Raw genomic sequence first — 21530 nt, forward strand, 5'->3', positions numbered from 1 at the left:
GTCGTCGGTGGGCCGCCGGTCAGGGTCGGTTCTTCTTGAGCTCTTCGGCGAGCATCACGAGGATCCCGCTGGGTCCGCGTACGTAGGTGAGCTTGTAGATGTCCTCGTAGGTGGCGACGCCGCGCAGCGGGTGGCAGCCGTGCTTCGCCGCGATCGCGAGGGCTTCGTCGATGTCGTCGACCGAGAAGGCCACGCGGTGCATGCCGATCTCGTTGGGCAGGGTGGGCTCGGTCTCGATGGCGTCCGGGTGGATGTACTCGAACAGCTCGAGGCGGCCGTTGCCGTCGGGCGTCTGGAGCATGGCGATCCTGGCGTGGTTGCCGTCGAGGCCGACTGCCGTGTCGGTCCACTCGCCACTGACTGTGTCACGGCCCAGGACGGTGAGCCCCAGATCGGTGAAGAACGCGATCGTCGCTTCGAGGTCGCGGACGGCGATCCCGACGTTCTCGAGTTTGATGGGCATGCAGCGCACGCTACCGAGTCGGCTCCCGCCCGCGGCGGCTCGATCAGGGATGGCGTCCCGTCATGGAGATGCTGAGGGGCGAGCAGATCGCCGAGGCCGACCTGACCGACTGGCGCAAGCTGGCCCAGGGCCTGCACGCCCGCTTCAGGGTCGACAGCTTCGGCGCCGGGGCACGGTTCGTCGCTGCAGTGGCCGAGGCGGGCGACTCGATCGGCCATCACCCGCGTGTGGTGCTCGGCAAGGGCTACGTGGACCTCGAGCTGGTCAGCGACGACGCCATCTACCGCGACGACGAGGGCACCGAGTACGTCGTCGAGTGGGTGACCCAGCAGGACGTCGACCTCGCCCGACGGATCACCGAGATCGCCGCCGACCACGGAGTCGCCGCAGATCCCGGCTCGGTCAGCGAGATCGAGCTGGGCCTGGACACAGCGCAATCCGCGACCATCGCCCCCGTGTGGGCTGCGTTGCTGACCGGCAGCGCCGAGTCTCAGAGGCGTGGGACACCGAGCGACGAGGTGCGGGACGGCACCGCACGCGTACCGAATCTGTGGTTCGGAGACCTCGCCGAACCCGAGACGTCGCGTCAGCGGTTCCACGTGGAGGTCTGTGTGGCCCCGGAGGCGGTCGAACAACGGCTCGCCGCCGTCCTCGCTGCGGGTGGCACCGTCGTCGATGACAGCGACGCACCATCGCTCACCGTGATCGCCGACCAGGACGGCCACAGGGGAGTCCTCTGCGTCGACACGTCCGCCGCTGCGAAGGGCTGAGCCGCGTCTGGTTGACACGCCCAGGTCCGTCAGGATCGGCAGGCGTGCAACGTGCATCGCAAGCCGAACTGCCCTTGGGGTCAAGGTCGCCCGTCCGGTCGCTGGATGCGTGCCCAGCGACCGGACCTCACGAGGTGGCGGGCGCGATCACAGCCCAGAACGGTCCCGGCGCCTGGACGGCGATGGTGGTGCCGATGCTCGACAGCGGCAGCCGGATGTCTGCCGTGGCCGAGCCGGTGCAGACGCTCCCGATGAGCACCTCGCCGTCGCCGGTGACGGTGAAGCGCCCCGGCCCCGGGCAGCTCACGGTGACGAAGGCGTCGGTGCTGCCGGGCCCCGTCAGGGTGTAGGTGGCGCCGCCGCGGCCGCGTTCCGACAGCAGCGGCTTCGTGCCGACGACGTTGCCGTGCTTGGCTTCCAGGTCCTGCATCGGGTCGGTGATGGCCGCGTTGGCCGCGTTGGCCGCGTTGCCCGCAGGGGTGCGGGACGGCGTGGTCTGGCTGGGAGTCGGATCCGTGGGAGCGTTGACCTGCTCCGAGCTGGAGGGACGAGGCGCCGGCGAATCAGCAGGTGCGACAGTCGCGCTCGAGCAGGCGGCGGTCGCGGCGACGAGGATTCCGGCGAGCAGGCCGGCGGCCAACTTGCCGTGGGACCGGGCCCGGTCGCTGCGCGGTGACGGCACTGCAGCCCCGGTCATGCCGGCCGGGGCTGCAGCGGAGAAGCATGTCAGGTTCACGGGCGCGACTCAGGAGTGGGTGAACTCGATGGCGCTGGTATTACCGACGATGGTCCCCGTCTTGTCGGTGCGAAGGGTGCACGGGGGGACGACGGTCTTCTTCGTGTAGGTCACCTTGTACGCGTGGTGTCCCGCCTCGATCCAACCGGTCGACTGCGTCGAGGGCACCTTCCAGGAGTAGGAGCGGGTCACCGAGCTCGTCCAGTCCTTCTTGATGGTGACACCCACCGACACGCTGGCCTTGGCGAAGATGACGCCGGCCTCGGCCGAGGTCGTGCCGGTGATCGACCCACCGGTGGTGACCGACTCGCCGAGGGCGATCGTCAGGGTGCCCCCGCTCTTTCCGTAGGTGCGGGTGTTGTAGTCACCGCGATACGTGGGCGACTGGCTCGTCGTGTAGTAGACGTTGCCCACGTCGGTGCAGTAGGCGTAGCTCGAGGGTGCAGTCACGACGGCTGCTGCGGGGACCGCTAGCAGCAGAATGAGCCCCTTGGCCATCAGGCCCTTGCGTGAACCGCTGAATACGTTCACAGCATCTCCCCTTTTGTCGTTGTCGCGACGCTCTGGCCGAGCGTGGCGAGCGTCATCCTCTCGACGTGGGTCTCGGGGTGTCCATGGTCGTGGGTACTCAAGACCTGGCGCCCCGAACCGACTAAGGCGCAGGCAATTCTCCAGTCCGTCAACCGGTCGCGCCGGTGCTGTCCTCGCTTCGCCCAGCGCCGCAGACGAGCCCGTCAGTCGCGGCCGAGGCTGGCCGCCACCGCGAGCTGGTCGACGAGGTCGTTCATCTCGTGACCGGAGTGACCCTTGACCCACTGGAAGGCGACGTCGCCGCGATCCCTGACCGCGAGGACCAGCGGTTCCCACAGGTCCCGGTTGGCGACCGGCTTCTTCTGGGAGTTGGTCCAGTCGCGCTTGAGCCAGCCGTCCCACCACTGGTCGCGGAAGCAGTTGACGACGTACGTCGAGTCACTCACGACGACGAGCGGCCCACTGATCGCGGTGACGGCCTCGAGCGCTGCCCGGATCTCCATGCGCTGGTTGGTGCTGGGTCGCTCTGCGCCAGAAGCGAATCGGTCGCGGTCGATCGCCCAGGCCCATCCGCCCGGGCCGGGGTTGCCGGAGCAGGCGCCGTCGGTGTAGACGAACGTGGCGCCCTCGGGGGCGACCATCTGCGCCTTGGGAGCTCGCGCCCTGGTTGCCGTCCTGGCGCGCGGCGCCGAGGACGTCGCAGCCTGTGTCGTCAGGCCCGGGAGCGCGAGCTCGGTGCCGCAGTTCGCGTGCAACCAGGCGTTGCTCTTGCTGCCGGCGCCGACGATCTCGTCTCCGGCTCGAATGGGCTCCTGGCAACGGGTGCAGCGTCCCGGAAACTTGGCCAGCACGGTTCTCCTCATGGGTCGGTCGAGGGCAGCAGCGTAGGCGTGCCGCGTGGGGTCGTGTCGTGAGGGTCGTCGTGACAGGCCGACGGCCGGACCTCGAGCTGTTGCCCTACGCGTGTGTTGCGTGCCAGAGGTCTCCGGCCGTCGCGCTGTGACCGCGGGCTTGGCCGGCGGTGTTTGCCTCCTTCATACCCACTGTGTATGCCGTTCGTCGCCGTCGGGCATGCGCGCTCGAGAGAGCCGGGCTGGTCCGTGGGAGCCGACCGAACGCGTACGGCCCCGTAGGGTTGGACGATGGCAGTCGATGTGGAGACCTCCATCGAGATCGATGTTCGGCGCGACCGGGTCGCGGCCTTCGCCTCCGATCCCGAGAACGCTCCGCGCTGGTACGTGAACATCAGCTCCGTCACGTGGGAGACGCCACCGCCAGCCGTCGTCGGGTCGCGCATCGCCTTCGTCGCGCACTTCCTCGGGCGGCGGATCGCGTACACCTACGAGGTGCGTGAGCTGGTGGACGGCGAGCGCTTCGTGATGAGCACGGCTGAAGGCCCGTTCCCGATGCGGACGACGTACGCGTGGGCTGACACGGCAGGCGGTGGAACGAGGATGACCCTGCGCAACCAGGGCGAGCCGTCTGGTTTCGGCCAGCTCGCGGTCCCGGTCATGGCTCGGGCCATGCGACGCGCCAATCTCAAGGACCTCCAGGCGCTCAAGAGACTTCTCGAGGCCAGTCGGGCCGAAGGGCCTGCCGAATGAGGACGCTGCACGTCGGGCTTCGGGTTGCGGAGCTGGAGCGTTCGCTCACGTTCTACGGCGCGCTCGGCTACACGGTCGTCGGCACCGTGCCCGAGACCGAGTTCGGCAGCCTGACGATGCTCAAGCTCCCCGGCGACGAGTTCGTGGCCCTCGAGCTCGTCCACAACCCCGACGATGGCGAGATCAGTCCGCGAGGTCTCAACCACCTCGTCATCACGGTCGACTCCATGACTGCCACGATCGCCGACCTCGCCGCCAACGGACTCACGGCTGAATCGCCCAGCTCCCCAGACGGATCCGACGACTTCCGGACGTCGTGGATCACGGACCCCGACGGGTATCGCATCGAGCTGGTCCAGTGGCCGGCCGGTCACGCCGACGGGATGAGCGAGTCGGACTTCACCGGATAGCCGGACGGCTTCTTGCGCGCGACGCGTTGCTGTCGAGGAGGGTGGGGTCGCCGGGATCTCGCGAATCGGACTGCGCCGATTCCGGCCCCGCCTCGGGCCCGGATCGATATCGTCTCGGCATGACAGGCCCCATGACGATGAACCGCGTCATCCACGCGGCGGTGCGTCGCGACCTTGCTCGCTTCGAGTCTGCGCTCGCCGCAGCGCCGGACGGTGACCGGGCCCGCGCCAGGCAGCTTCAGGTCGCCTACGCCCAGCTCCACGAGCAGCTCAAGCACCACCACGAAGGGGAGGACACCCACGTCTTCCCGTTCCTGGCCAGGGTGGACGGGGCCACGGAGCTCGTCGAGGTCATGGAGACCGAGCACCAGGCCATGGCGGACGCGCTCGCCGGTGCGCGCACGGCGATGGACACCTACGGCTCGACCGGCTCAGCCGGCGACGCCCATGCCGCGAAGGACGCCATCGTCGGAGCGAACGAGGTCGTCGAGAGGCACCTGCGCCACGAGGAGAACGACCTCGAGCCGCTCCTGCTGCCGCACCTCGAGACGCCCGAGTGGAAGGCTGTCGAGAAGCGGCTGCGTCCCCCATCCCTCGCCGAGTCGGGCCGGTTCATGGCCTGGGTCCAGGACGGGATGGCAGACGAGGAGCGCACCTACCTCCGGGCGACCATTCCCGCGCCGGTGACCTTCCTGCTCAGCAGGCTGGCCGGCAGGTCGTACTACCGCGACGTCGCGCCCGCCTGGCACCCCACGAGCTAGGCCACCGCGAGCAGGCCTGTCTGCCGCACACTCTCCTCCATGGGTGATTCACGAACTGAGAAGCGTGAGGGGCGCGGCGACGAGGGCTCGACGCCGACCGTCACACCGGTGCTCGTCGCGGATCTGCTCGCCGAGGGTGAGCGGATGCCGGTCTACGTGCACGTGATCGACCATCCCGAGGGCCGGGTGTTGGTCGATACGGGCATGACGCAGCTGCATCCCGCGGTCGACGACATGGACCCTCGGATCCAGCCACTGAGCGAGCAGGCAGGCTTCGACCTGGCCGCGATCGACATCGTCGTCAACACGCATCTGCACTTTGACCACTGTGGCGGCAACCACCTCTTCACCGGCAAGCCCGTCTACGTCCAGCGCACGGAGCTGGATGACGCGCGCGGCCTGGAGGACTACACGATCCGCGAGTGGGTCGAGGCACCCGGAATCCACTACGTGCCTGTCGACGGCACGCATGAGCTGCTGCCGGGCGTCCGGCTCGTCTCGACGCCCGGCCACACGCGAGGCTCGCAGGTCGTGGTCGTCGAGACGGGCGGCAGGTCGGTCGTCATCGCGGGTGACACCGCCGTCTTCTTCGACGAGCTCGACCACCCGCGCACCGAAGGCCAGCGGCTGATCCGGGGGCTGGCCCCCGACGAGGTCTGGCTCTCGCATGAGCACGAGCCCTGGCGGCCCGCAGCGACCGCAGTGCCTGACTGAGATGTTCCCCGGGCGAGGCGAACTGGCTTCGTATGCCTTCGGGCGAGTCGAGATCATCACGACGGCCCGTGGACGCGCTCCGCTCGCTCAGCTGACGAGTAACCCGAGCGACGCCGGCTCTCGAGGTCCGCGCGGGGCGCAGGCAAGCGTCAGCGCCTCGCCCTGACGTCAGGGAGCCCGCCGCAGCAGGAGGTGCACCATCGCCGGCGCACCCGGCGCGCCGGGGACGATGACCGCGCACCGGGACCAGCGCGGGTCGGTCGGGGCAGGGCTCGCGCACCAGCGTGATCGTGTCGTGACCGCCGGATGACCAAGCCCCTCGGCGATCTCTCCCGAGATGTTCGGTGCCAGGCGCGCTCCGCCGAGACCGCCCTGATCGCAGAAGGCGACTGCGTCGGCATCGGGGAGCCGAAAGACGAAGAGATAGCTCTCGGCGTAGCCCGTGAACGTCTGGGTCGAGACCTGGCGCACGTCGGCGTGGGCTGGCAGACGCAGGTCAGCGCGCTCGACCGCGTCGAAAGGGCCCGGAACCCCGTGCTCGCCACCGGCGCCGCCGATGTCTCCCGTGGAGGTGCCGGCATGCGCGAACCAGCCGTACGCGGCACGCGTGGAGGGGTCCGTCGGCGCTCCCGGCGACGCCCCTGCACGAGCGGCCGTGCCCGCGGTGCCGCATCCGGCCAGGGCGAGTATGAGCGCTCCTGCTGCGGCGACCGGCACCAAGGGCCGGGCCAGCGCCTGACTGCTGCGATCCCCCATGGGGTCAGTGTGCGACAGATCAGGCTCATGTATGCCGTATGCGCGACCTTCTCCCCGGTCGGGCTGCTCGTCAGCGATCAACACCCCACGTCGACTTCGACCAGATGGCCCGAAGCTAGGGTCAATGAGTCGGGGACTCTGGGTCGGGGAGAGCCTCGCTCACCGTGACAGTGGATTCGGGCCGGTCGCCGTCACGAGTCGTTGGGGAACCCAGTCACCCACGTGGTGGAACCCGTCCTCGAAGGGGCCGCTGTAGAGCTCGACGGAGGCTCGGAGTGACAGTCGAGGTCTAGCCGCTCTGTGCGACGGGGCGGCCGACGATCATGGAGGTCAGGAGCTCGTCCGGGAACGTCTCTGCAGTCTGGATGTCGAGCTGAGCGCCGAGCCCGTCCAGCACCGCGGTGAAGAAGCAGCGAGCCGAAGCGGCGAAGACGACATCCGCGATCTCAGGGTCGGTGAGACCAGCGGCTCGGAGTCGGTCCACGTCCTGGGCCTCGACCGAGGCCGCGTCGCCGGCGACCTTCGCGGCGAACTCGTAGACAGCACGGTCCTGAGGACCGAGCGCGGCCCCGTCGGGCTGCTCGGCGATGGACTGCATCGTGCTCTCGTCACCGCACACGTCCCTCAGGAACTTCGAGTGGGCTGCAGTGCAGTAGGTCGACCGCAGCGCTCGGGCGGCGGCAATGGTCGAGATCTCGAACCGGCGCCGATCCATGCCGTCCCGGATGGCCGCGTTGAGCACGTTCCAGGCTTGCGCGACGTCAGGTCGGGTCGAGAAGGCTGCGGCGTAGTTCGGCAGGAAGCCCCAGGCGGCACGTTGACTCCGGTAGTACTGGGCGAGGTCGCCGACCGCATCGTCCTCGCTCACAGGGGTGATGAACACCTGCCCATTCTCACCCTCGCCCTGCCTCCTGAGAAGGGGCGCAGTGGGTCAGCCGGTCTCGGCGACGAGCTGGTTGCGCAGGGCCGCAGAGTCCGACTCGAGCCAGCCCTCAGCAGCCTTGCCGTCCTCCATCCGGAAGATCTCGATCCACGTGGTCGTGACCTCGTGACCCGAGGCCGGGACCCCCATGAAGGCGCCACGATGGGTTCCCCGGTCGGTGCCGCGGACCACGACCCGGTCGCCGTCGACCAGCACCTCCTCGAGAGTGGTGTGCAGGTCCGGGAAGGCTTCCCGGTAGTGGGTGACCGCGGCGCCGTACTCGCGCGGCCCGGTGACCTGGACGTCGAAGGTGTTGTGACTGACGAACCCCGGGGCCAGGAAGGCCTCGGCCTCGGCGACGTTGCCCTTGTTCCAGACCTCCTCGAAGAAGCGTTGTGCAGCCGCCCTCAACTCGTCATCTGACATTTCGCCTCCCTTGGCTACCGAGTGCCCAGGAGCGCGGACGCTCGTTCCTGCCAGTAGACGCTCCGTGGGCACCGTCGGCAAGGTGGCAGTGTGTGGTCGCCGTTCGGACCATTGACGGCTCCCAGCGCCGTGGCGAGACTGGAAAGACTGAGGAAGGAGCGCCGCGATGGCTTGGAATCTGACCGGCAGCTACGTCGAGACCTGCTCATGCGAACTGATGTGTCCCTGCAATCTCTCCTTGGACCATGGCGCCACGTACGACTATTGCCGGGTCACCCTCGCCTTCAACATCCGCGAGGGAAAGGTCGAGGGCACGGACATCTCTGGACGGAGAGTCGTCCTAGTCGCCGACACCCCGAAGGTGATGACCGAGGGCAACTGGCGGCTGGGTGTCTACGTCGACGACGAGGCCAGCGATGATCAGTTCGACAAGCTCGTCAAGGTGTTCGGAGGCGAGCTGGGTGGGCCGATGGGTGCGCTCGCACCACTCGTCGGTCAGGTCGTCGGCGTGGAGCGCGCCACGATCGAGGTGAGGGACGACGGCTTGGTCCACAGCGTCCGGGTCGGGGACGCCATCGACTTCGAGATCGAGGACATCGTCCCGCTCGGAGTGGAAACCGGCGAACCGGTGCGTTTCAGCGGGATGGGCCACCCCGTCGCATCGGATCTGACCATGGCAGAGGCGAAGCGCACCAACATCAACGCCTTCGGGATCTCCTACGAGGGCAAGACCGGGTTGTCGACGTCCGAGTTCTCCTGGGCTGCCTGACCCCGATGGCATCGTCCGCCGCGCCGCGCGAGAGCACGGATCTGGCGCCTGCGTATGCGGCCGCGCGCGCCCGGCTGGGCCTCGTCGCCGTCCTGTTCGTGGTGGCCGCGCTCGGATGGATCTGGACCGCACGCGCGATGCAGGGCATGGATGCCGGACCGTGGACGAGCTTGGGGACCCTCGGGTGGTTCCTGGTCATCTGGGTCGTGATGATGGCCGCGATGATGCTGCCCTCGGTGGCGCCCACGATCGCCCTCTACGCGAGAGTGACCCGGGAGAGGTCACCCGTGGCGCCGTGGCTGTTCACCGGCGGTTATCTCCTGACGTGGGCCGGCGCCGGACTTGTCGCGTATGGCGTGGGCGTGCTGGTCACATCCATTTCCGGTGATGCGCGCAGCTGGGACCACGCAGGTCGCGCTGTTGCCGCGGCGACCCTCATGGTGGCCGCTGTCTACGAGGTCACTCCGCTCAAGAACGTGTGCCTGGCCAAGTGCCGCAGCCCACTGGGAACGCTCCTTGGCTCGTGGCGCGAGGGACACGTAGGCGCCGTGCGGATGGGCATGCGGAACGGAGCCTGGTGTGTCGGGTGTTGTTGGGCTCTCATGGCCTCACTGTTCGCGCTGGGAGTGATGAGCATTACCTGGATGGCGTTCGTAGCCGCCCTGATCGCGGTTGAGAAGACACTCCCTTGGCGTCGCGGTCTCACCTATGCAACGGCAGCCATCCTGTTGGCCCTCGGTGTTCTCCTGGTGGCCGCGCCCCACGCGCTGCCAGGCCTGACGATCCCTTCCGGCCAGACGATGCCGATGGGCTGACGCGCGGAGGTCAGAACTCCAGCCGGCTCGGCCGAAATGCCTAGGATATGAGCGTGAGCCGACTCGGCATGGTGCCACACCCAGCGGCAATATCCAATGCACGGACGAGTTCGAAAGTCTCTCGTGTGTCGTGAAGAAGAGCGACTTCGCGACCCCTGACAAGCCCGCTGACTGCGACGTCGACTGGGCCGCAAACGAGATCGACTTTTCGGTGCCACTCACGACAATGGGGGCTTGTCGGGGCGACCCGTCGCCCGCCGACCTCGTCGCCAAGGCATCCAAACTCGAATACGGAACTGTGAACAAGCTGAAACACGGAGTTCTCTGTCTCAGCGAGGAGCGAGGCCTGTCCTGCTGGGCGTCTCAGTCTGGGCGCGGATTCTTTGTCAGCAAGTCGGTCTTTGCAGTCTTCTGACACGTCCGATGTCGCGTGCCGTTCGAGTCGATGAGTCCCGGGGCCACCTCACTCCAGTCCTGCTGATCCGACATAGACCGCCGAGGCGGTCTAGATGCCCGGGAGCCGCTCCGTGGCCTCGGCGGACGCCCGCGGCGCAAGGAGAGGCGGCTGGCGGTACGCGCCCGATCTGGGTGCAAACCTGGCGCGCAGCGGGCGCTCGACGAATCTGAAGCTCGCCTCGGCCAGAACGACGAACAGGGCGACCCAGGCGACGTCACCGACCAGAGAATGTCCGAACAGGTTGAGTATCGCTATTCGCGCCAGGACGTTCCAGAGATAGATCGAGTACGCGCGCTCCCCAAGCCATCGCAGTGGGGCGCTCCCCAGCAGCAATCCGGCTGTCGAGTCTGGATCCGTCACGACACCGGTGAGCATCACCAGCGTCAGAACGGTCCCCGCCACGGTCACCAACGACGTGTGATAGGTGTCGTCGCGGTATGCCAGAACCGGCAGGAGGGCAACAGCCAACATCGCGAAAGGTGCAAGACGCCCTCTCGCCCGTGGCAGCCAGCCGTTGTGAACGACAATGGCGAGCAATGAGCCGACCAAGATCGGCAGCGCATTGGTATCCGTCCCGACGTACTCGTGCTGGTCGAAGCGGATGTGTTGACTGAGGCCAAGGACGAGGTCGATCGCCAGGGTGAGCCAGATCAGCGACGCGGTGAGGGCGACGAAGAGTCGAGGGCTGCGACGGTAGCCCCAGAGCAGCGCGAACGGCCACAACAGGTAGAACTGCTCTTCGACGGAGAGCGTCCAGGTGTAGTTGAAGTAGTCCTGAGTGGCGAAAGGGTGGCCCGCCCAGTCAAAGAGGCTCGTCGTATAGGTGACGGCAGCGCCAGCGGGCGCGAAAACCTGCCCGACACTCAATTCGTGCTGACCTACGAGTAGCACCACGACGGTCACTGCTGCGACGGTCAGCAACGCCGGGTAGAGACGCGCCGCGCGCCGACGATAGAACGCCCGGACAGCGATGGTGCCGGTTTGCAGTTCGCGGACCAACAGGCTGGTGATCAGGTACCCCGATAGGCAGAAGAACACGGTCACACCGACGAACCCGTCGATGAGCGGCCTGGTGGGAGCGTGCTGTCCGAGGACCAAGAGGATTGCTACACCACGGACCCCGTCCAGTGCAGGCTGGTAACCACTGGCGCGCACGAGTCGCTCTCAGAACCGGGGGCGGCGTCGGATGCGCGCACGCCAAGGGTCCGGACCCAAGACGTGAACCTGGCCACAAGGCTGACCAGTCTCGGGACGCGACCACAACGAGTCTTGGACTGAAGCGCACTGGTGCATCCGATGTGTCCGTGTTCGCAATCGATTTCCCCTTTCTCCGGGGATAGCTGAACCCCAGACGCGGGCGCCGCGTGATGATCGTCGACGAAAGGAAAACGACGTGGTCACGCGGCTGGTTCAGGTCGACGAGGCCGCATACGTGTCAGGTCACGGTGTGAGTAACAAGGATCGCTCAGGAGACTGGTGCGCTGGAAGGGGTGCCGGGGTGGTTGCGGCCGCGCGGCGGTGGACCATGATCGGTGACGAGAGGACGTGGTGACAGTGCCATCCGCTACTGGCGAGTTCGTCAGCGAGAGGTTCGACTATGACCGCGGGCGGCAGGTCACGGTCTACGTCCCGCCGGATCCGCCCGAGGCGGTCGTGTTCGCCGGCGACGGTGAGCTGCTCGCAGAGTGGGGACCGGACCTCGAGGCGGCCGATGTACCTCCTACGTTGATCGTCGGAGTTCACCGCGTGGCTGACGAGGCGCTGCGCCTCCACGAGTACTCACCCGGCTTCGACCCGGAGCGCTTCGCCGCGCATGAGGCGTTCTTCGTCAAGGATGTCCGCGCCTGGGCCCAGTCGCGGTTCGGGCTCGCGATACCCGCCGCGCGCACTGCGGCGTACGGGGTCTCGGCGAGCGGCGAGTTGGCGCTCGCCCTGGGACTGGGGCATCCAGAGATCTACGGTGCGGTGCTCTGTGCCTCTCCGGGCGCAGGCTTCCAGCCGCCGGTGACGATGCCGAGCCCGCTGCCGAGGGCGTACTTTCTTGCCGGAACTCAGGAGCCATTCTTCCGCGACAACGCCTCCCGCTGGGCAACAGCGTTCCGCGACGCAGGCGCCGACGTCGTCGAGACCGAGAGGGCCGGATCACATGGCGACGCCTTCTGGCGCCAGGAGTTCCCACGCATGGTGGCGTGGGCGTTCGGACGCCGACGCGGTGCGGGTTCACCGGCGTAGCAGGCAGATCCGGTGACGCACGAACGCCGGCGGAGGCGCCTCGCGGCAATGCGATGCCATGATCTTGGCGTGGACACGAGTCTGGTGCCCTGACGGCGACTGACCACGGCCTTCGCGGCCATGGACTCCGGTTCGGGGTTCCTGACCGACCTGCGCCAGGGCGTGGCCGGCCGGGGGTGCTATCGCGAGGCGATCCTGGCCCCGGCCGCTCAGCACTGGCTACGGCGATCAAGAGCTTCTTGAGCGAGTAGCCGGCGAAGACTCGGCGGCGCGTCTGGCACACGCCCATCTTCGGCGCTTTGGCGCGGCGGGATGGCGCTTGTGGGGGAGTTCGTGCGCACGGACGGCTGTATGCGAAAAGGTATCGAACCCGGGCGTTTCGGCGCTAACGTGTTGAAGTTGGTGATTCTCCAGCCGCGGGAGGGGAAGCCGTGCGCACGATCGGGTGGCGAGTTCTGGCAGTGCTGATGGCGCCGATAACGGGAGTACTGATCAGTGCCCCTACCAGCTCGGCGTTGACGCCCATGAACCCAAAGGTCGAGCACGTGCTGTTGCTCAGCCTCGACGGGTTCCATGACTTCGATCTGACGAACTATGTTGCCGCGCATCCCGCCTCCGCGCTGGCGGAGGTACTGGCGCGAGGGCGTCGGTACTCGAACGCGGCTGCGCAGACACCGTCGGACTCGTTCCCGGGCACCCTCGCGATGACGACAGGCGGCTCGCCCAGCTCGACCGGCGTCTACTACGACGTGTCCTGGGACAACGACCTGTCGCCTGCCGGTTCGGACTGCAGCACCCGAGGGGCGCTCGTTCCGTTCAACCAGACGATCAACGTCAACGCCAACGCGGGCGACAGCGTGGCTGACATCAACCCAGCCAAGCTGCCGCGCGATCCGATCCACGGGTGCAGCGTCGTCTACCCGCACCAGTTCCTCAGGGTGAACACGATCTACGAGGTGGTGCACGCGGCCGGGCTGCGCACGGCGGTGGCCGACAAGCACCCGAGCTACGAGATCCTGTCCGGTCCCTCCGGTCTGGGCATCGACGACTTCTACGGGCCCGAGTTCAACGGGGCCAAGTCTGACATCGCGAAGATCATGGCGAACGACGAGCTCAAGGTCGATGCGGTGCTGAACGAGCTCGACGGCTTCACGCACGACAGGTCCGCCGCCGTCGGCGTTCCCGCCGTCTTCGGCATGAACTTCCAGTCACCGAACATCGGCCAGAAGTTCTCCGGCTACCTCGACGCCGCCGGCGCGACCCCCCAGGCCATCACCACTCTCGGGCCGCTCACCGGCAGGGCCCCAGGAATGGCTCAGGCTCTCGACTACGTCGACGGCGCTCTCGGTCGCATGCTGAGCCGGATCGAGGCCAACGGCCTGACCAACACGACGATGGTCATCCTGACTGCCAAGCACGCGAACAGCCCAGTGGATCGCTCGACGCTGCGGTGGGTGGACCCGTCCGTCATCGCCCCGCTCATCAACACCGTCGAGCCCGGGCTGACCGCCCAGGTGACGGCGGACACGATGGCGCTCATCTGGCTCAAGGATCGGCGCCGCGCAGCCGACGTCGCGGCCCTGCTCGAGGCGAACGCCGCGACAGTCGGGGCCCAGACGGTCACAAGCGGTCCTGCAGTTGCCGGGCTCTTCGGCGGCCAGCTGGGCGGGAACGCGAGCCGGATCCCCGACATCGTCGTGCAGCCGATGGCCGGCGTCGTCTATGCCGCGACGAACGCGAAGCTGGTCGATCACGGCAGCGCGAGTGCAGAAGACACGCACGTCCCGCTCGTCATCATCGAACCCGGCCGCAAGGGGGGCCGCACCCTCGCATGTCCTGTTTCCCTGCGACAGATCGCACCGACTGTCCTGCGCGCCCTCGGACTCAAGGAAGACCTGCTAGAGGCTGTTCGCTTGGAAGGTACCAAGCGGCTGACGAACGGCGACGAGTGTTGACAGGCCCGGACGCCAAGTAGGGGAAGGCGGCCCTTGGGGCACCCGTCCGCCACGATGTCACGCCCCCTGTTGAACCGTGGCTGGCCGCGGTGCGTCGTCCTGTGTGGGTCCCGCCCTCCCAAGCCGGCGCCCGATCGGAAAGTGGTGGTCAGAGTGCTAATCAGGCGATGGGTGATCGCAGGACTTGTCGCAGTCGCTGTCCTGGTGATTGTTCTCGTGATCGTCTACGGCGGTGGCAGTGGCGGTGGTGGCAACGGCGGGGGCGCCGGTTACTAAGCCGCCGCACTGGTCGCCTGTGCCGCCATCCCAAGATCCTCGCCTCGACGCGAGCACGCGGACCGTGCTGGACGCACGTTCTTGGACCGTCTGGGCCGCGTTCGCCATTGACTTGTCGATCCGCCTCGTGCTCGCCGACAACCGTCGCACCTATCTCATGCGTCCAGGCTGAGCGCGCGAACCAGGCGTGAATCGCATCAAGTGACTGCGCTGGACAGATGCCGCACGGATGGCGTACCCACGGAATCAGGTGGCCATATGACGCCCGCCGCGCAGCTAGTTGTGCTCGCACCCCCGAATGCGCGCTTTCGCGTCGTTGACGCGCTGTCGGCCCGCCCCGGGGGGAAAGGGCGGGCCGACCATCTGGCGCCGGACTGGGGGGAATCCGAGCCGGTGAAGACCTTGCGCGCGGGCTCGGCCTCATTTCCATTGTGCCGCTGGGAATTGACCTATGGCGTCTGGCCAGCTCCCCAAATCTGAGGTGGCTGGATGCCCCTTCGTACTAGAACCCACCACTCACGACGCGCTCGCGGTCGCGCCCTGTTTCCTGCCTACCCGTTCACCTAGGCAGAGCTAACAGCCCGGTCGACCATTGGGGAGGGCGCAAACGGTGTCCCCGTTGGGCTGCACGTCGCCCGCCGCGAGCCGCTCACGCCCCCGCTCGAAGTCACCCTGCCGCGGGTATGCAACGGAAGCGTCCCGGCCGTTGCCCGAAGCCCCGCGCAGGGTTTTGGTCTCGGCCGGGACGCCCTCGTCGCAGTCCGGGTAGGAGGATGAGGAACACGCGCCCTCGGTGGCCTAGCGGCGTCGACGGGTGAATCGCATCGGGTCGAAGGCGGGAACCGCTGCGGCTGAGCCGCGTTCGACGAGATCGGCCACCAGCGACGCTGTGGGAGCAGCGAGGCTGAGCCCGAGCATGTTGTGGCCGGTTGCCACGACGACGCGGTCCGCGCCCGGCGCGCAGCCGATGAGCGGCTTGCCGTCGGGGGTCATGGGGCGGGGCCCGACGCGCTCGTCGGTGCTGGCGTCCCAGTCGACTCCGGTCAGGTAGGGCGCCGCCTTGCGCTTCATGACGTCTATGCGCCCCGCGCGCAGGCCCTCCGGCGTCCCGTCGAGCTCGACCATGCCGACCACCCTTGCCCGGCCGCCCATGGGGGTCACCCCGACATGGGTCTCACCGAGCCGCAGCACGTGAGTGGGTGGGTGCTCGGGGTGGATCGTGAAGCTGTAGCCCTTGCCGGGGGTCACGTAGCCGCGGATCCCCAGCGGCCGCAGCAGCGGCTCGGCCCAGGCGCCTGCGGCGATGACGGCGTGGGCAGTATCGACGACGCCTGAGCGGGTGGCCAGCTCGACCTGCATGCCTCGCTGGCGCACGGCCAGGACCGCCATGTCCTCGAGGATGCGCACGCCCCGTGACCTCAGGGACTCGCCGAGGCGATCCACCAGCCGTGACGGGTCCAGCCACCGGTCGCCCCGATGCACGAACCCGAACTGGGCTGCGTCGCCGAGACCCGGTTCGAGCTCCAGGAGTGCCCGCCGCTCCAGGATCGGTTCGGGCGCCGGGCAGAGGCCGCGCCGCGAGACCGCGAGCAAGGACGCCCGCGAGGCCTCCGCCTCCTCGCGGGTCGGGTGCAGCATGAGGAACCCCTCATCCTGAAGGTCGTCGATGATCCGAGCCGCGACCAGCTCGTCGACGAGCCCGGCCGTGCGGCGGTTGAGCAGGTCGAGCTCGTCCCAGGACCGGCTGAACGTGCGCCCGCCCGAACTGCTGAGGAACCGCGCCAAGTAGCCCGCCACACGCGGAAGCGCTCGCGCGCTCAGGAGGAAGCTGCCGCTTCCCGGCGAGATGAGCGAGCGCATCCCGTCGCGGACGACGCCCCATGACGGGAGCGGGTCGCTGCGGGCGGGGCAGACCCAGCCCCCGTTGACCCGAGCCGCACCCCCGCCGAGCCCGCTTGCGGCTTCGAGGACGGTGACGGCATACCCTCGCTCGAGGAGCTGGTGCGCGCTGAACAGCCCGATCAGGCCGCCACCGACGACGGCGAACTCACCGGCTGCCATCAGAACCGCTGGTCCCTCAAGTCGCTCGACACGCGCGGCTCGGCCCGCGCGCTGAGCTCTGCCTCCTTGATCTGGGTGCGCCGGTCGTCGCCGGGTTCTACGTCTGCATCCGGGTCGACGTGAGTGGGGTCGAGGACCCGCTTGAGGAAGGTACGGGTGCGATGGTGCTGTGGGTCACCGATGACGCGGTCGGGGTGCCCCTCCTCGACGATGACACCGCCATCCATGAAGATGACGCGGTCGGCAACCTCTCGCGCGAACGCCATCTCGTGCGTCACCACGATCATCGTCATGCCTTCGGACGCGAGCCGTCGCATCACGGCCAGCACGTCGCCGACGAGCTCGGGGTCGAGGGCCGAGGTCGGCTCGTCGAACAGCATGAGATCCGGCTCCATCGACAGGGCGCGGGCGATCGCGACGCGCTGCTGCTGGCCTCCGGAGAGCTGCGCGGGGAAGGCGTCGGCCCGGTCTGCGAGCCCCACCTTCTCGAGGTTGGCGCGGGCGACCTGCTCGGCCTGGGCCCTGGCCCGCTTGTGGACGACCTGTTGCGCGATGGTGCAGTTGTCGAGAACGGTCAGGTGCGAGAACAGGTTGAACTGCTGGAAGACCATCCCCATCCTGCTGCGCACCTGGTCGATGTCGCAGTCGGGGTCGGTGACATCGATCCCTTCGACGCGCACGGTGCCGCCGCTGGGCTGCTCGAGCAGGTTGATGCACCGCAGCAGCGTGGACTTGCCGGAGCCCGAGGGTCCGATGACGCAGACCACCTCGCCCTGACTGATCGCGGTCGTGATGTTGGTGAGCACCTCGACCGACCCGAAGGACTTGCGCAGGTCCGTGATCTCGACGACCGCGTCGCCGGGCGGCGAGGGCGTACGCGTGGGGGACGGGTTGGTCGTCATCGGGCCCTCGCAGTCTTGGCTTCCATCCGCCTGACCGCGAAGGTGAGCGGCAGGGTGATGAGGAGGTAGCAGAGACCCGCGATGACGAGCGGAGTGAGGTTCGCGTTCGTGTTGGCGAGGTCCCGGCCGTACTTGGTCAGGTCGAACGATGTCGAGGACAAGCCGATGATGTACGCGAGCGAGCTGTCCTTGACCACGAGGATGAGCTCGTTCGTCAGTGGCGGGGTGACGATCCGGAACGCCTGCGGGAGAACGATCTTGCGCGTCGCGGCACCGGCCGGCATACCGAGCGACCGCGCTGCCTCGACCTGCCCCTTCGGCACGGCCTGGATGCCGGCGCGGATCGTCTCGGCCATGTAGGCGGCCGCGACGATGCCGAGCGCGCTCCACACCGTTCCGTAGATGCCGAAGGGGATCTCGAGTCCGGGGAAGGCCAGCGGGAGCAAACCGAACGCCAGGAGCACGATGATCGCCGGCAACCCCCGGAAGAACTCGATGTAGACCGTCGCGATCCAGCGGTAGGGGCCGACGGACGACAGACGCATGAGGGCCAAGATCGTCCCCAGCACGAGGCCCAGGACGAACGCGCCCAACGCGTACACGGCGGTGTTGAGGAGCGCCCTGCCGAGCCCCTGCGTCAGGGTGTCGACGATCAGGTCGCCCCGGAAGAAGACCTTCTGGATCTGGGGCAGGTCAGCGACCGAGACGAGGATGACGACGCCGGCCACGAGGACGGCGTACTGCACCCACCGGATGCGCTGGGCCCGCTTGCGGGGCGAGAGCCTGCGCACTCGCCCCGCTGCCGCAGGGGACGTCATGGCAGCGACCTCACGGAACGCTCGGCATCACGGCCGGCTCGGAACCGAACCACTTCTTGTAGCTGGCCTTGTAGGACCCGTCCCCGATCGACTTCTTCAGGGCCGCGTTGAAGGCGTCCTTGATTTTGGCGGCGTTGGCGTCGTCCTTCTGGAAGAGGAAGCCGTACTGCTCGCCGGTGTCGAACTCCTTGACCACCGCGAAGTCCGGGTTGGACTTGGCGAAGTCGAGCAGTGGACCGTTGTCGTTGATCGCCGCGTCGACCCGCCCGGACTGCACACCGGCGATCTCTGTGGGCAGGTCGTCGAAGACGACGGTCTCGTAGCCGTTGGCGTCCTTGTTCTTGTCGCCGTAGGCCTGGCCGGTCGTGTCGGTCTGGACACCGAGCTTCTTGCCCTTGAGCGACGACAGGTCGGTGATGTTGGAGGACTTCTTGGCCAGCAGGGCCTGCGTCGCGCTGAAGTAGGGCGTCGAGAACGCCACCGACTGTTTGCGCTTGTCGTTGATGGTGACCGCGCCCATCGCCGTGTCGCACTTCTTCGCGGCGAACACGGCACCGGAAGTCTGCGAGGCGAAGTCGATGTCGACGATGGTGACCTTGGACTGGCCCAGCTGCTTCGCGGCGTTCTGCGCGAGGTCCATGTCGAAGCCGACGACGTTGCCGGAGCTGTCCTTGAACTCGAACGGCTTGTACGACAGGTGGGTGCACACCGTGAGGGCGTCCGAGCTGACGAGCTGCGGACCGCCAGAGGGATTGCTGCCGGTGCTGCCCCCGGAGTTCGAGCTCGAGCCGCACGCGGCGAGGGCGAGGGAGGTGGCGGAGACGACCGCCGCGAAGCCTAGAAGGCGGGACCTGACCTGCGACATGTGTGTTCCTCCAAGGTTGTTGGTAGCGGCGAGACTACCCAGCGGTGCCCGGTCCGGGTGCCTCCGCGAGGGCACGGTCCGATAACTGGCCAAGCGGGCGCAGGGGGCGTCTCGCAAGGTGGACGCGGGACCAGTGAACCGCCCGAGGACGACCCGGGGGTCCTGGCCTGGTCGCCACGCCAGGCCACGCGAAGACCCGTTCGAGGTCGGCGTCGTCGATCCCGCCCCAGGCGTCCGTCACGGACGGTTCGACCATCGTTGCGTCGTGGTGGCCGTTCACCACCACCACACCGTCATCCGGCGTGTGGCGGATCGCGTTCATCACCAGGTTGCCGACGACGCGTGACGGCGCTCCAGGGTCGGCCTCGACCTCGGGCCCACGGGTCGATGCTCCCGTCAACCGTCACGTTCTGTGAGCGGGCGATCTCGGTTGCATCGGCGATCGACTCGCTGACCAGGTCGCGCACGCCCACCGGCTGCAGGCTCAGCTGGAGAGTGCCGGCGTGGATGCGCGACCGCTCGACCAGGTCGTCCACCATGACGGTCATCCGGTCCACCTCCGCAAGCATGCGCTGGTGGTAGCGCTGCGGGTCCTCGGGCGTCTACGTCGTCGACGCCAAGAAGTACCGGGGCCGCCCGCACCTCAAGGTAGAAGGTGGCCTCTTCCGGCCACGCGAAGAACGGCTGCTCGTCGGGTCTCGCGACTGCACCAAACTGGTCGACGGAGTGCTGAAGCAGGTCGAGGTCGTGCGCGGACTGCTCGAGATCGAGCACCCCGTTCACGGCGTGCTTTGCTTTGTCGAAGCAGACTGGCCCCTCATTGGCGGAGCCTTCTCCACTCGTGGCGTGCAAGCACTGTGGCCGCGACGGCTCTACCCCAACTGCAGGCCGAAGGGCCCCTCGCAGCCGACGCCGTTGCCGAGATCCACCGCAAGCTCGCCCACGAACTTCCCACTGCCTGAACGGATTGCGGCCGGAAGACGCGGCAGATAGACGCGGCCCAGGAGCCGGCCCCGCGCATCATCGCGGACCGTGCGACGTGTGACCCTGCCGGTCCGGGGGATCTGTGTCTTCCAGGACGTTAAGGGTGCCCTAGGTAATGTGTGACAGCCCGAGTGCGGAGTCCACCTCGTCACGTGACAGGTAGCCGGTATGCCCGGCCACTCGGGTGATCACGTCAACGAGGAGCTCGATCTCCTCCAGCAGCTGAAAGTCGACGAGGTCGTGCCGCGGCGGCGGTGCGGGGTCATCGCTCCACCGAACGTGAGGGTGCCTTCTGACATGGGTTACCTCCTCTTTGGACGCTCCGTCTGGCCGTCCGTTTGCGCATGGGAGCGGCCCGTCCCGCGGGGGGCCGAAGGGCTGCTCCCTGCGACGGTGCCGCGATCTCCGACCGATCAGACGGCCACGATCCGATCGACTTGACCAGCTGGTATCGGCGATCAAGCGCCTACCTGGCCTGTGCCGCCATCCCTGCCTGAAGGGCCGACTTCCACGACGTGATGTCCGGCCGCTTCCGCAGCAGCGCCCGGCGCTCCCGTTCGGTCATGCCTCCCCACACACCAAACTCCGTTTTGCTGTCCAGGGCCTCAGCCAGGCACTGCGCGAGGACCGGACACGTCTTGCAGACGGCCTTGGCGTCGTGCTGGGCCTTGCCCCGGACGAACAACGCTTCAGGGTCTTGGCCGGCACAGTTGGCCTCGCTGGCCCACTCGTCCACCCACAGGTCCACGGTTGCGACAGCACTCATGACAACATCCCCTCCCGGCCCGGCGCCTCCCATGACGACCGAGCCGACCCGGGCCGTCCCACCGGCCCCGATCATGCGGACCCCCACAGGCCCAAGGAAGACACTACGAGCGCAGTCGTTGTCCCGATATAGCCCGTTTGGACCGTTTCGCGCACGACATGTCTAGTCACTTCCGCCCAGTCCTGCTGGTCACTCCAGCCGGCCGGAGCGGAGGTTTTGCAGCCGCGAAACCATGTGGAACGGACACGGAACTGGGACGGCGGCCACTTACCCCACGCCCAGGGACTCACCCTTGGCTTATCGGCATGATCGCTCGGAGAGCGGCAAGAGCGGATGTCGACCTTGACCCGCGACGTCTCTCTAGCGTGAGAGCGCGGGACGCGTGGGAGCTCTGGCAGGGGACGCCGGATGCGATGTGCCCACGAATGAGGGCCACGGTTGCTGGCGGGGTGCTCATACCGAAGTGGTGGTTTGGACCGACGAGCCAATGTGGCGGCGCCAGGATCCGAGCACGCGGCCAGGGCCGCGACGAGAGGC

The 21530-nt window shown here is 67.8% G+C and carries 25 protein-coding genes; 10 read left to right on the top strand and 15 right to left on the bottom strand.

Translation table 11 applies throughout. The annotated features are described in order from the left end of the window. Positions 1–19: 19 nt before the first annotated feature. A complete protein-coding gene (locus tag AC1DE0_RS08740) occupies positions 20–463 on the bottom strand; it encodes a VOC family protein (protein WP_478099357.1) in 444 nt (147 codons plus the stop codon). A gap of 62 nt (positions 464–525) precedes the next feature. Between AC1DE0_RS08740 and AC1DE0_RS08745 the strand changes: the two genes are divergently transcribed. Beyond that, positions 526–1233, top strand: a complete 708-nt coding sequence (locus AC1DE0_RS08745; protein WP_478099360.1) for a VOC family protein — start codon at positions 526–528, stop codon at positions 1231–1233. Between the two features lie 127 nt (positions 1234–1360). On the opposite strand, the gene AC1DE0_RS08750 is transcribed toward AC1DE0_RS08745, so the two are convergent. The 3 genes from AC1DE0_RS08750 to AC1DE0_RS08760 form a co-directional block, all read right to left on the bottom strand. Then, a complete protein-coding gene (locus AC1DE0_RS08750) occupies positions 1361–1969 on the bottom strand; it encodes a hypothetical protein (protein ID WP_478099363.1) in 609 nt (202 codons plus the stop codon). A gap of 9 nt (positions 1970–1978) precedes the next feature. Beyond that, positions 1979–2500, bottom strand: a complete 522-nt coding sequence (locus AC1DE0_RS08755) for a hypothetical protein (protein ID WP_478099365.1) — start codon at positions 2498–2500, stop codon at positions 1979–1981. A gap of 203 nt (positions 2501–2703) precedes the next feature. Next, positions 2704–3351 (bottom strand): ribonuclease H family protein, encoded by a 648-nt coding sequence (locus tag AC1DE0_RS08760; RefSeq protein ID WP_478099367.1) that lies wholly within the window; start codon positions 3349–3351, stop codon positions 2704–2706. 291 nt (positions 3352–3642) lie between these two features. Between AC1DE0_RS08760 and AC1DE0_RS08765 the strand changes: the two genes are divergently transcribed. From AC1DE0_RS08765 to AC1DE0_RS08780, 4 genes are all read left to right on the top strand, one after another. Then, positions 3643–4104, top strand: a complete 462-nt coding sequence (locus AC1DE0_RS08765) for an SRPBCC family protein (protein WP_478099369.1) — start codon at positions 3643–3645, stop codon at positions 4102–4104. Further along, complete coding sequence (locus tag AC1DE0_RS08770) at positions 4101–4514, top strand: VOC family protein (protein WP_478099371.1); 414 nt, start codon at positions 4101–4103, stop codon at positions 4512–4514. Before AC1DE0_RS08765 ends, AC1DE0_RS08770 begins: the two co-directional genes overlap by 4 nt. 119 nt (positions 4515–4633) lie before the next feature. Then, positions 4634–5275, top strand: coding sequence for a hemerythrin domain-containing protein (locus tag AC1DE0_RS08775; RefSeq protein ID WP_478099374.1), 642 nt, complete (start codon positions 4634–4636; stop codon positions 5273–5275). Between the two features lie 39 nt (positions 5276–5314). Continuing rightward, a complete protein-coding gene (locus AC1DE0_RS08780) occupies positions 5315–5989 on the top strand; it encodes an N-acyl homoserine lactonase family protein (protein ID WP_478099376.1) in 675 nt (224 codons plus the stop codon). A gap of 168 nt (positions 5990–6157) precedes the next feature. Here AC1DE0_RS08780 and AC1DE0_RS08785 read toward each other — a convergent pair whose 3' ends face one another. The 3 genes from AC1DE0_RS08785 to AC1DE0_RS08795 all read right to left on the bottom strand — a co-directional run bounded on the left by AC1DE0_RS08785 (position 6158) and on the right by AC1DE0_RS08795 (position 8093). Then, entirely contained in the window at positions 6158–6745 is a 588-nt protein-coding gene (locus tag AC1DE0_RS08785) for a hypothetical protein (RefSeq protein WP_478099378.1), read from the bottom strand. Between the two features lie 289 nt (positions 6746–7034). Beyond that, the gene (locus AC1DE0_RS08790; protein ID WP_478099380.1) at positions 7035–7628 is read right to left on the bottom strand and encodes a carboxymuconolactone decarboxylase family protein; all 594 of its coding nucleotides are present in this window, start codon (positions 7626–7628) and stop codon (positions 7035–7037) included. A gap of 48 nt (positions 7629–7676) precedes the next feature. Beyond that, positions 7677–8093, bottom strand: coding sequence for an ester cyclase (locus tag AC1DE0_RS08795; protein WP_478099382.1), 417 nt, complete (start codon positions 8091–8093; stop codon positions 7677–7679). 166 nt (positions 8094–8259) lie between these two features. Here AC1DE0_RS08795 and AC1DE0_RS08800 point away from each other — a divergent pair, with 166 nt between their 5' ends. From AC1DE0_RS08800 to AC1DE0_RS08810, 3 genes are all read left to right on the top strand, one after another. Further along, positions 8260–8862 (top strand): DUF1326 domain-containing protein, encoded by a 603-nt coding sequence (locus tag AC1DE0_RS08800; protein WP_478099384.1) that lies wholly within the window; start codon positions 8260–8262, stop codon positions 8860–8862. A 5-nt stretch (positions 8863–8867) separates the two neighbouring features. Further along, complete coding sequence (locus AC1DE0_RS08805; RefSeq protein ID WP_478099386.1) at positions 8868–9677, top strand: DUF2182 domain-containing protein; 810 nt, start codon at positions 8868–8870, stop codon at positions 9675–9677. A 130-nt stretch (positions 9678–9807) separates the two neighbouring features. Continuing rightward, positions 9808–10092 carry a DUF6636 domain-containing protein gene (locus AC1DE0_RS08810; RefSeq protein WP_478099387.1) on the top strand — a complete coding sequence of 95 codons (285 nt, stop codon included), beginning with the start codon at positions 9808–9810 and terminating at the stop codon, positions 10090–10092. A 90-nt stretch (positions 10093–10182) separates the two neighbouring features. On the opposite strand, the gene AC1DE0_RS08815 is transcribed toward AC1DE0_RS08810, so the two are convergent. Next, a complete protein-coding gene (locus AC1DE0_RS08815; protein ID WP_478099389.1) occupies positions 10183–11289 on the bottom strand; it encodes an acyltransferase family protein in 1107 nt (368 codons plus the stop codon). Between the two features lie 390 nt (positions 11290–11679). Here AC1DE0_RS08815 and AC1DE0_RS08820 point away from each other — a divergent pair, with 390 nt between their 5' ends. Beyond that, the gene (locus tag AC1DE0_RS08820; RefSeq protein ID WP_478099391.1) at positions 11680–12366 is read left to right on the top strand and encodes an alpha/beta hydrolase; all 687 of its coding nucleotides are present in this window, start codon (positions 11680–11682) and stop codon (positions 12364–12366) included. A 524-nt stretch (positions 12367–12890) separates the two neighbouring features. Beyond that, positions 12891–14321: an alkaline phosphatase family protein gene (locus AC1DE0_RS08825; RefSeq protein ID WP_478099393.1), complete on the top strand. Its 1431-nt coding sequence runs from the start codon at positions 12891–12893 to the stop codon at positions 14319–14321. A gap of 1074 nt (positions 14322–15395) precedes the next feature. Here AC1DE0_RS08825 and AC1DE0_RS08830 read toward each other — a convergent pair. The 7 genes from AC1DE0_RS08830 to AC1DE0_RS08860 form a co-directional block, all read right to left on the bottom strand. After that, the gene (locus AC1DE0_RS08830; protein ID WP_478099395.1) at positions 15396–16658 is read right to left on the bottom strand and encodes an NAD(P)/FAD-dependent oxidoreductase; all 1263 of its coding nucleotides are present in this window, start codon (positions 16656–16658) and stop codon (positions 15396–15398) included. Beyond that, complete coding sequence (locus AC1DE0_RS08835) at positions 16658–17560, bottom strand: amino acid ABC transporter ATP-binding protein (RefSeq protein ID WP_478099397.1); 903 nt, start codon at positions 17558–17560, stop codon at positions 16658–16660. Before AC1DE0_RS08835 ends, AC1DE0_RS08830 begins: the two co-directional genes overlap by 1 nt. After that, positions 17557–18378 (bottom strand): amino acid ABC transporter permease, encoded by an 822-nt coding sequence (locus tag AC1DE0_RS08840; protein ID WP_478099399.1) that lies wholly within the window; start codon positions 18376–18378, stop codon positions 17557–17559. Before AC1DE0_RS08840 ends, AC1DE0_RS08835 begins: the two co-directional genes overlap by 4 nt. A gap of 10 nt (positions 18379–18388) precedes the next feature. Further along, positions 18389–19243 (bottom strand): ABC transporter substrate-binding protein, encoded by an 855-nt coding sequence (locus tag AC1DE0_RS08845; protein WP_478099401.1) that lies wholly within the window; start codon positions 19241–19243, stop codon positions 18389–18391. A gap of 34 nt (positions 19244–19277) precedes the next feature. After that, positions 19278–19565 (bottom strand): hypothetical protein, encoded by a 288-nt coding sequence (locus tag AC1DE0_RS08850; protein ID WP_478099403.1) that lies wholly within the window; start codon positions 19563–19565, stop codon positions 19278–19280. After that, entirely contained in the window at positions 19537–19791 is a 255-nt protein-coding gene (locus AC1DE0_RS08855) for a hypothetical protein (protein ID WP_478099405.1), read from the bottom strand. The genes AC1DE0_RS08850 and AC1DE0_RS08855 overlap by 29 nt, the downstream gene beginning before the upstream one ends. A gap of 902 nt (positions 19792–20693) precedes the next feature. Further along, positions 20694–20993 (bottom strand): WhiB family transcriptional regulator, encoded by a 300-nt coding sequence (locus tag AC1DE0_RS08860; RefSeq protein ID WP_478099407.1) that lies wholly within the window; start codon positions 20991–20993, stop codon positions 20694–20696. Positions 20994–21530: the final 537 nt, after the last annotated feature.

The organism is Terrabacter sp. 05T424, assembly GCF_056396225.1.

What these genes read in the sequence shown, in the direction of transcription:
- AC1DE0_RS08740 (WP_478099357.1), bottom strand. Translation starts at nt 463, where the DNA reads ATGCCCATCAAACTCGAGAACGTCGGGATCGCCGTCCGCGACCTCGAA.
- AC1DE0_RS08745 (WP_478099360.1), top strand. Translation starts at nt 526, where the DNA reads ATGGAGATGCTGAGGGGCGAGCAGATCGCCGAGGCCGACCTGACCGAC.
- AC1DE0_RS08765 (WP_478099369.1), top strand. Translation starts at nt 3,643, where the DNA reads ATGGCAGTCGATGTGGAGACCTCCATCGAGATCGATGTTCGGCGCGAC.
- AC1DE0_RS08770 (WP_478099371.1), top strand. Translation starts at nt 4,101, where the DNA reads ATGAGGACGCTGCACGTCGGGCTTCGGGTTGCGGAGCTGGAGCGTTCG.
- AC1DE0_RS08775 (WP_478099374.1), top strand. Translation starts at nt 4,634, where the DNA reads ATGACAGGCCCCATGACGATGAACCGCGTCATCCACGCGGCGGTGCGT.
- AC1DE0_RS08780 (WP_478099376.1), top strand. Translation starts at nt 5,315, where the DNA reads ATGGGTGATTCACGAACTGAGAAGCGTGAGGGGCGCGGCGACGAGGGC.
- AC1DE0_RS08785 (WP_478099378.1), bottom strand. Translation starts at nt 6,745, where the DNA reads ATGGGGGATCGCAGCAGTCAGGCGCTGGCCCGGCCCTTGGTGCCGGTC.
- AC1DE0_RS08795 (WP_478099382.1), bottom strand. Translation starts at nt 8,093, where the DNA reads ATGTCAGATGACGAGTTGAGGGCGGCTGCACAACGCTTCTTCGAGGAG.
- AC1DE0_RS08800 (WP_478099384.1), top strand. Translation starts at nt 8,260, where the DNA reads ATGGCTTGGAATCTGACCGGCAGCTACGTCGAGACCTGCTCATGCGAA.
- AC1DE0_RS08805 (WP_478099386.1), top strand. Translation starts at nt 8,868, where the DNA reads ATGGCATCGTCCGCCGCGCCGCGCGAGAGCACGGATCTGGCGCCTGCG.
- AC1DE0_RS08825 (WP_478099393.1), top strand. Translation starts at nt 12,891, where the DNA reads ATGAACCCAAAGGTCGAGCACGTGCTGTTGCTCAGCCTCGACGGGTTC.
- AC1DE0_RS08830 (WP_478099395.1), bottom strand. Translation starts at nt 16,658, where the DNA reads ATGGCAGCCGGTGAGTTCGCCGTCGTCGGTGGCGGCCTGATCGGGCTG.
- AC1DE0_RS08835 (WP_478099397.1), bottom strand. Translation starts at nt 17,560, where the DNA reads ATGACGACCAACCCGTCCCCCACGCGTACGCCCTCGCCGCCCGGCGAC.
- AC1DE0_RS08840 (WP_478099399.1), bottom strand. Translation starts at nt 18,378, where the DNA reads ATGACGTCCCCTGCGGCAGCGGGGCGAGTGCGCAGGCTCTCGCCCCGC.
- AC1DE0_RS08845 (WP_478099401.1), bottom strand. Translation starts at nt 19,243, where the DNA reads ATGTCGCAGGTCAGGTCCCGCCTTCTAGGCTTCGCGGCGGTCGTCTCC.
- AC1DE0_RS08850 (WP_478099403.1), bottom strand. Translation starts at nt 19,565, where the DNA reads ATGAACGCGATCCGCCACACGCCGGATGACGGTGTGGTGGTGGTGAAC.
- AC1DE0_RS08855 (WP_478099405.1), bottom strand. Translation starts at nt 19,791, where the DNA reads ATGACCGTCATGGTGGACGACCTGGTCGAGCGGTCGCGCATCCACGCC.
- AC1DE0_RS08860 (WP_478099407.1), bottom strand. Translation starts at nt 20,993, where the DNA reads ATGAGTGCTGTCGCAACCGTGGACCTGTGGGTGGACGAGTGGGCCAGC.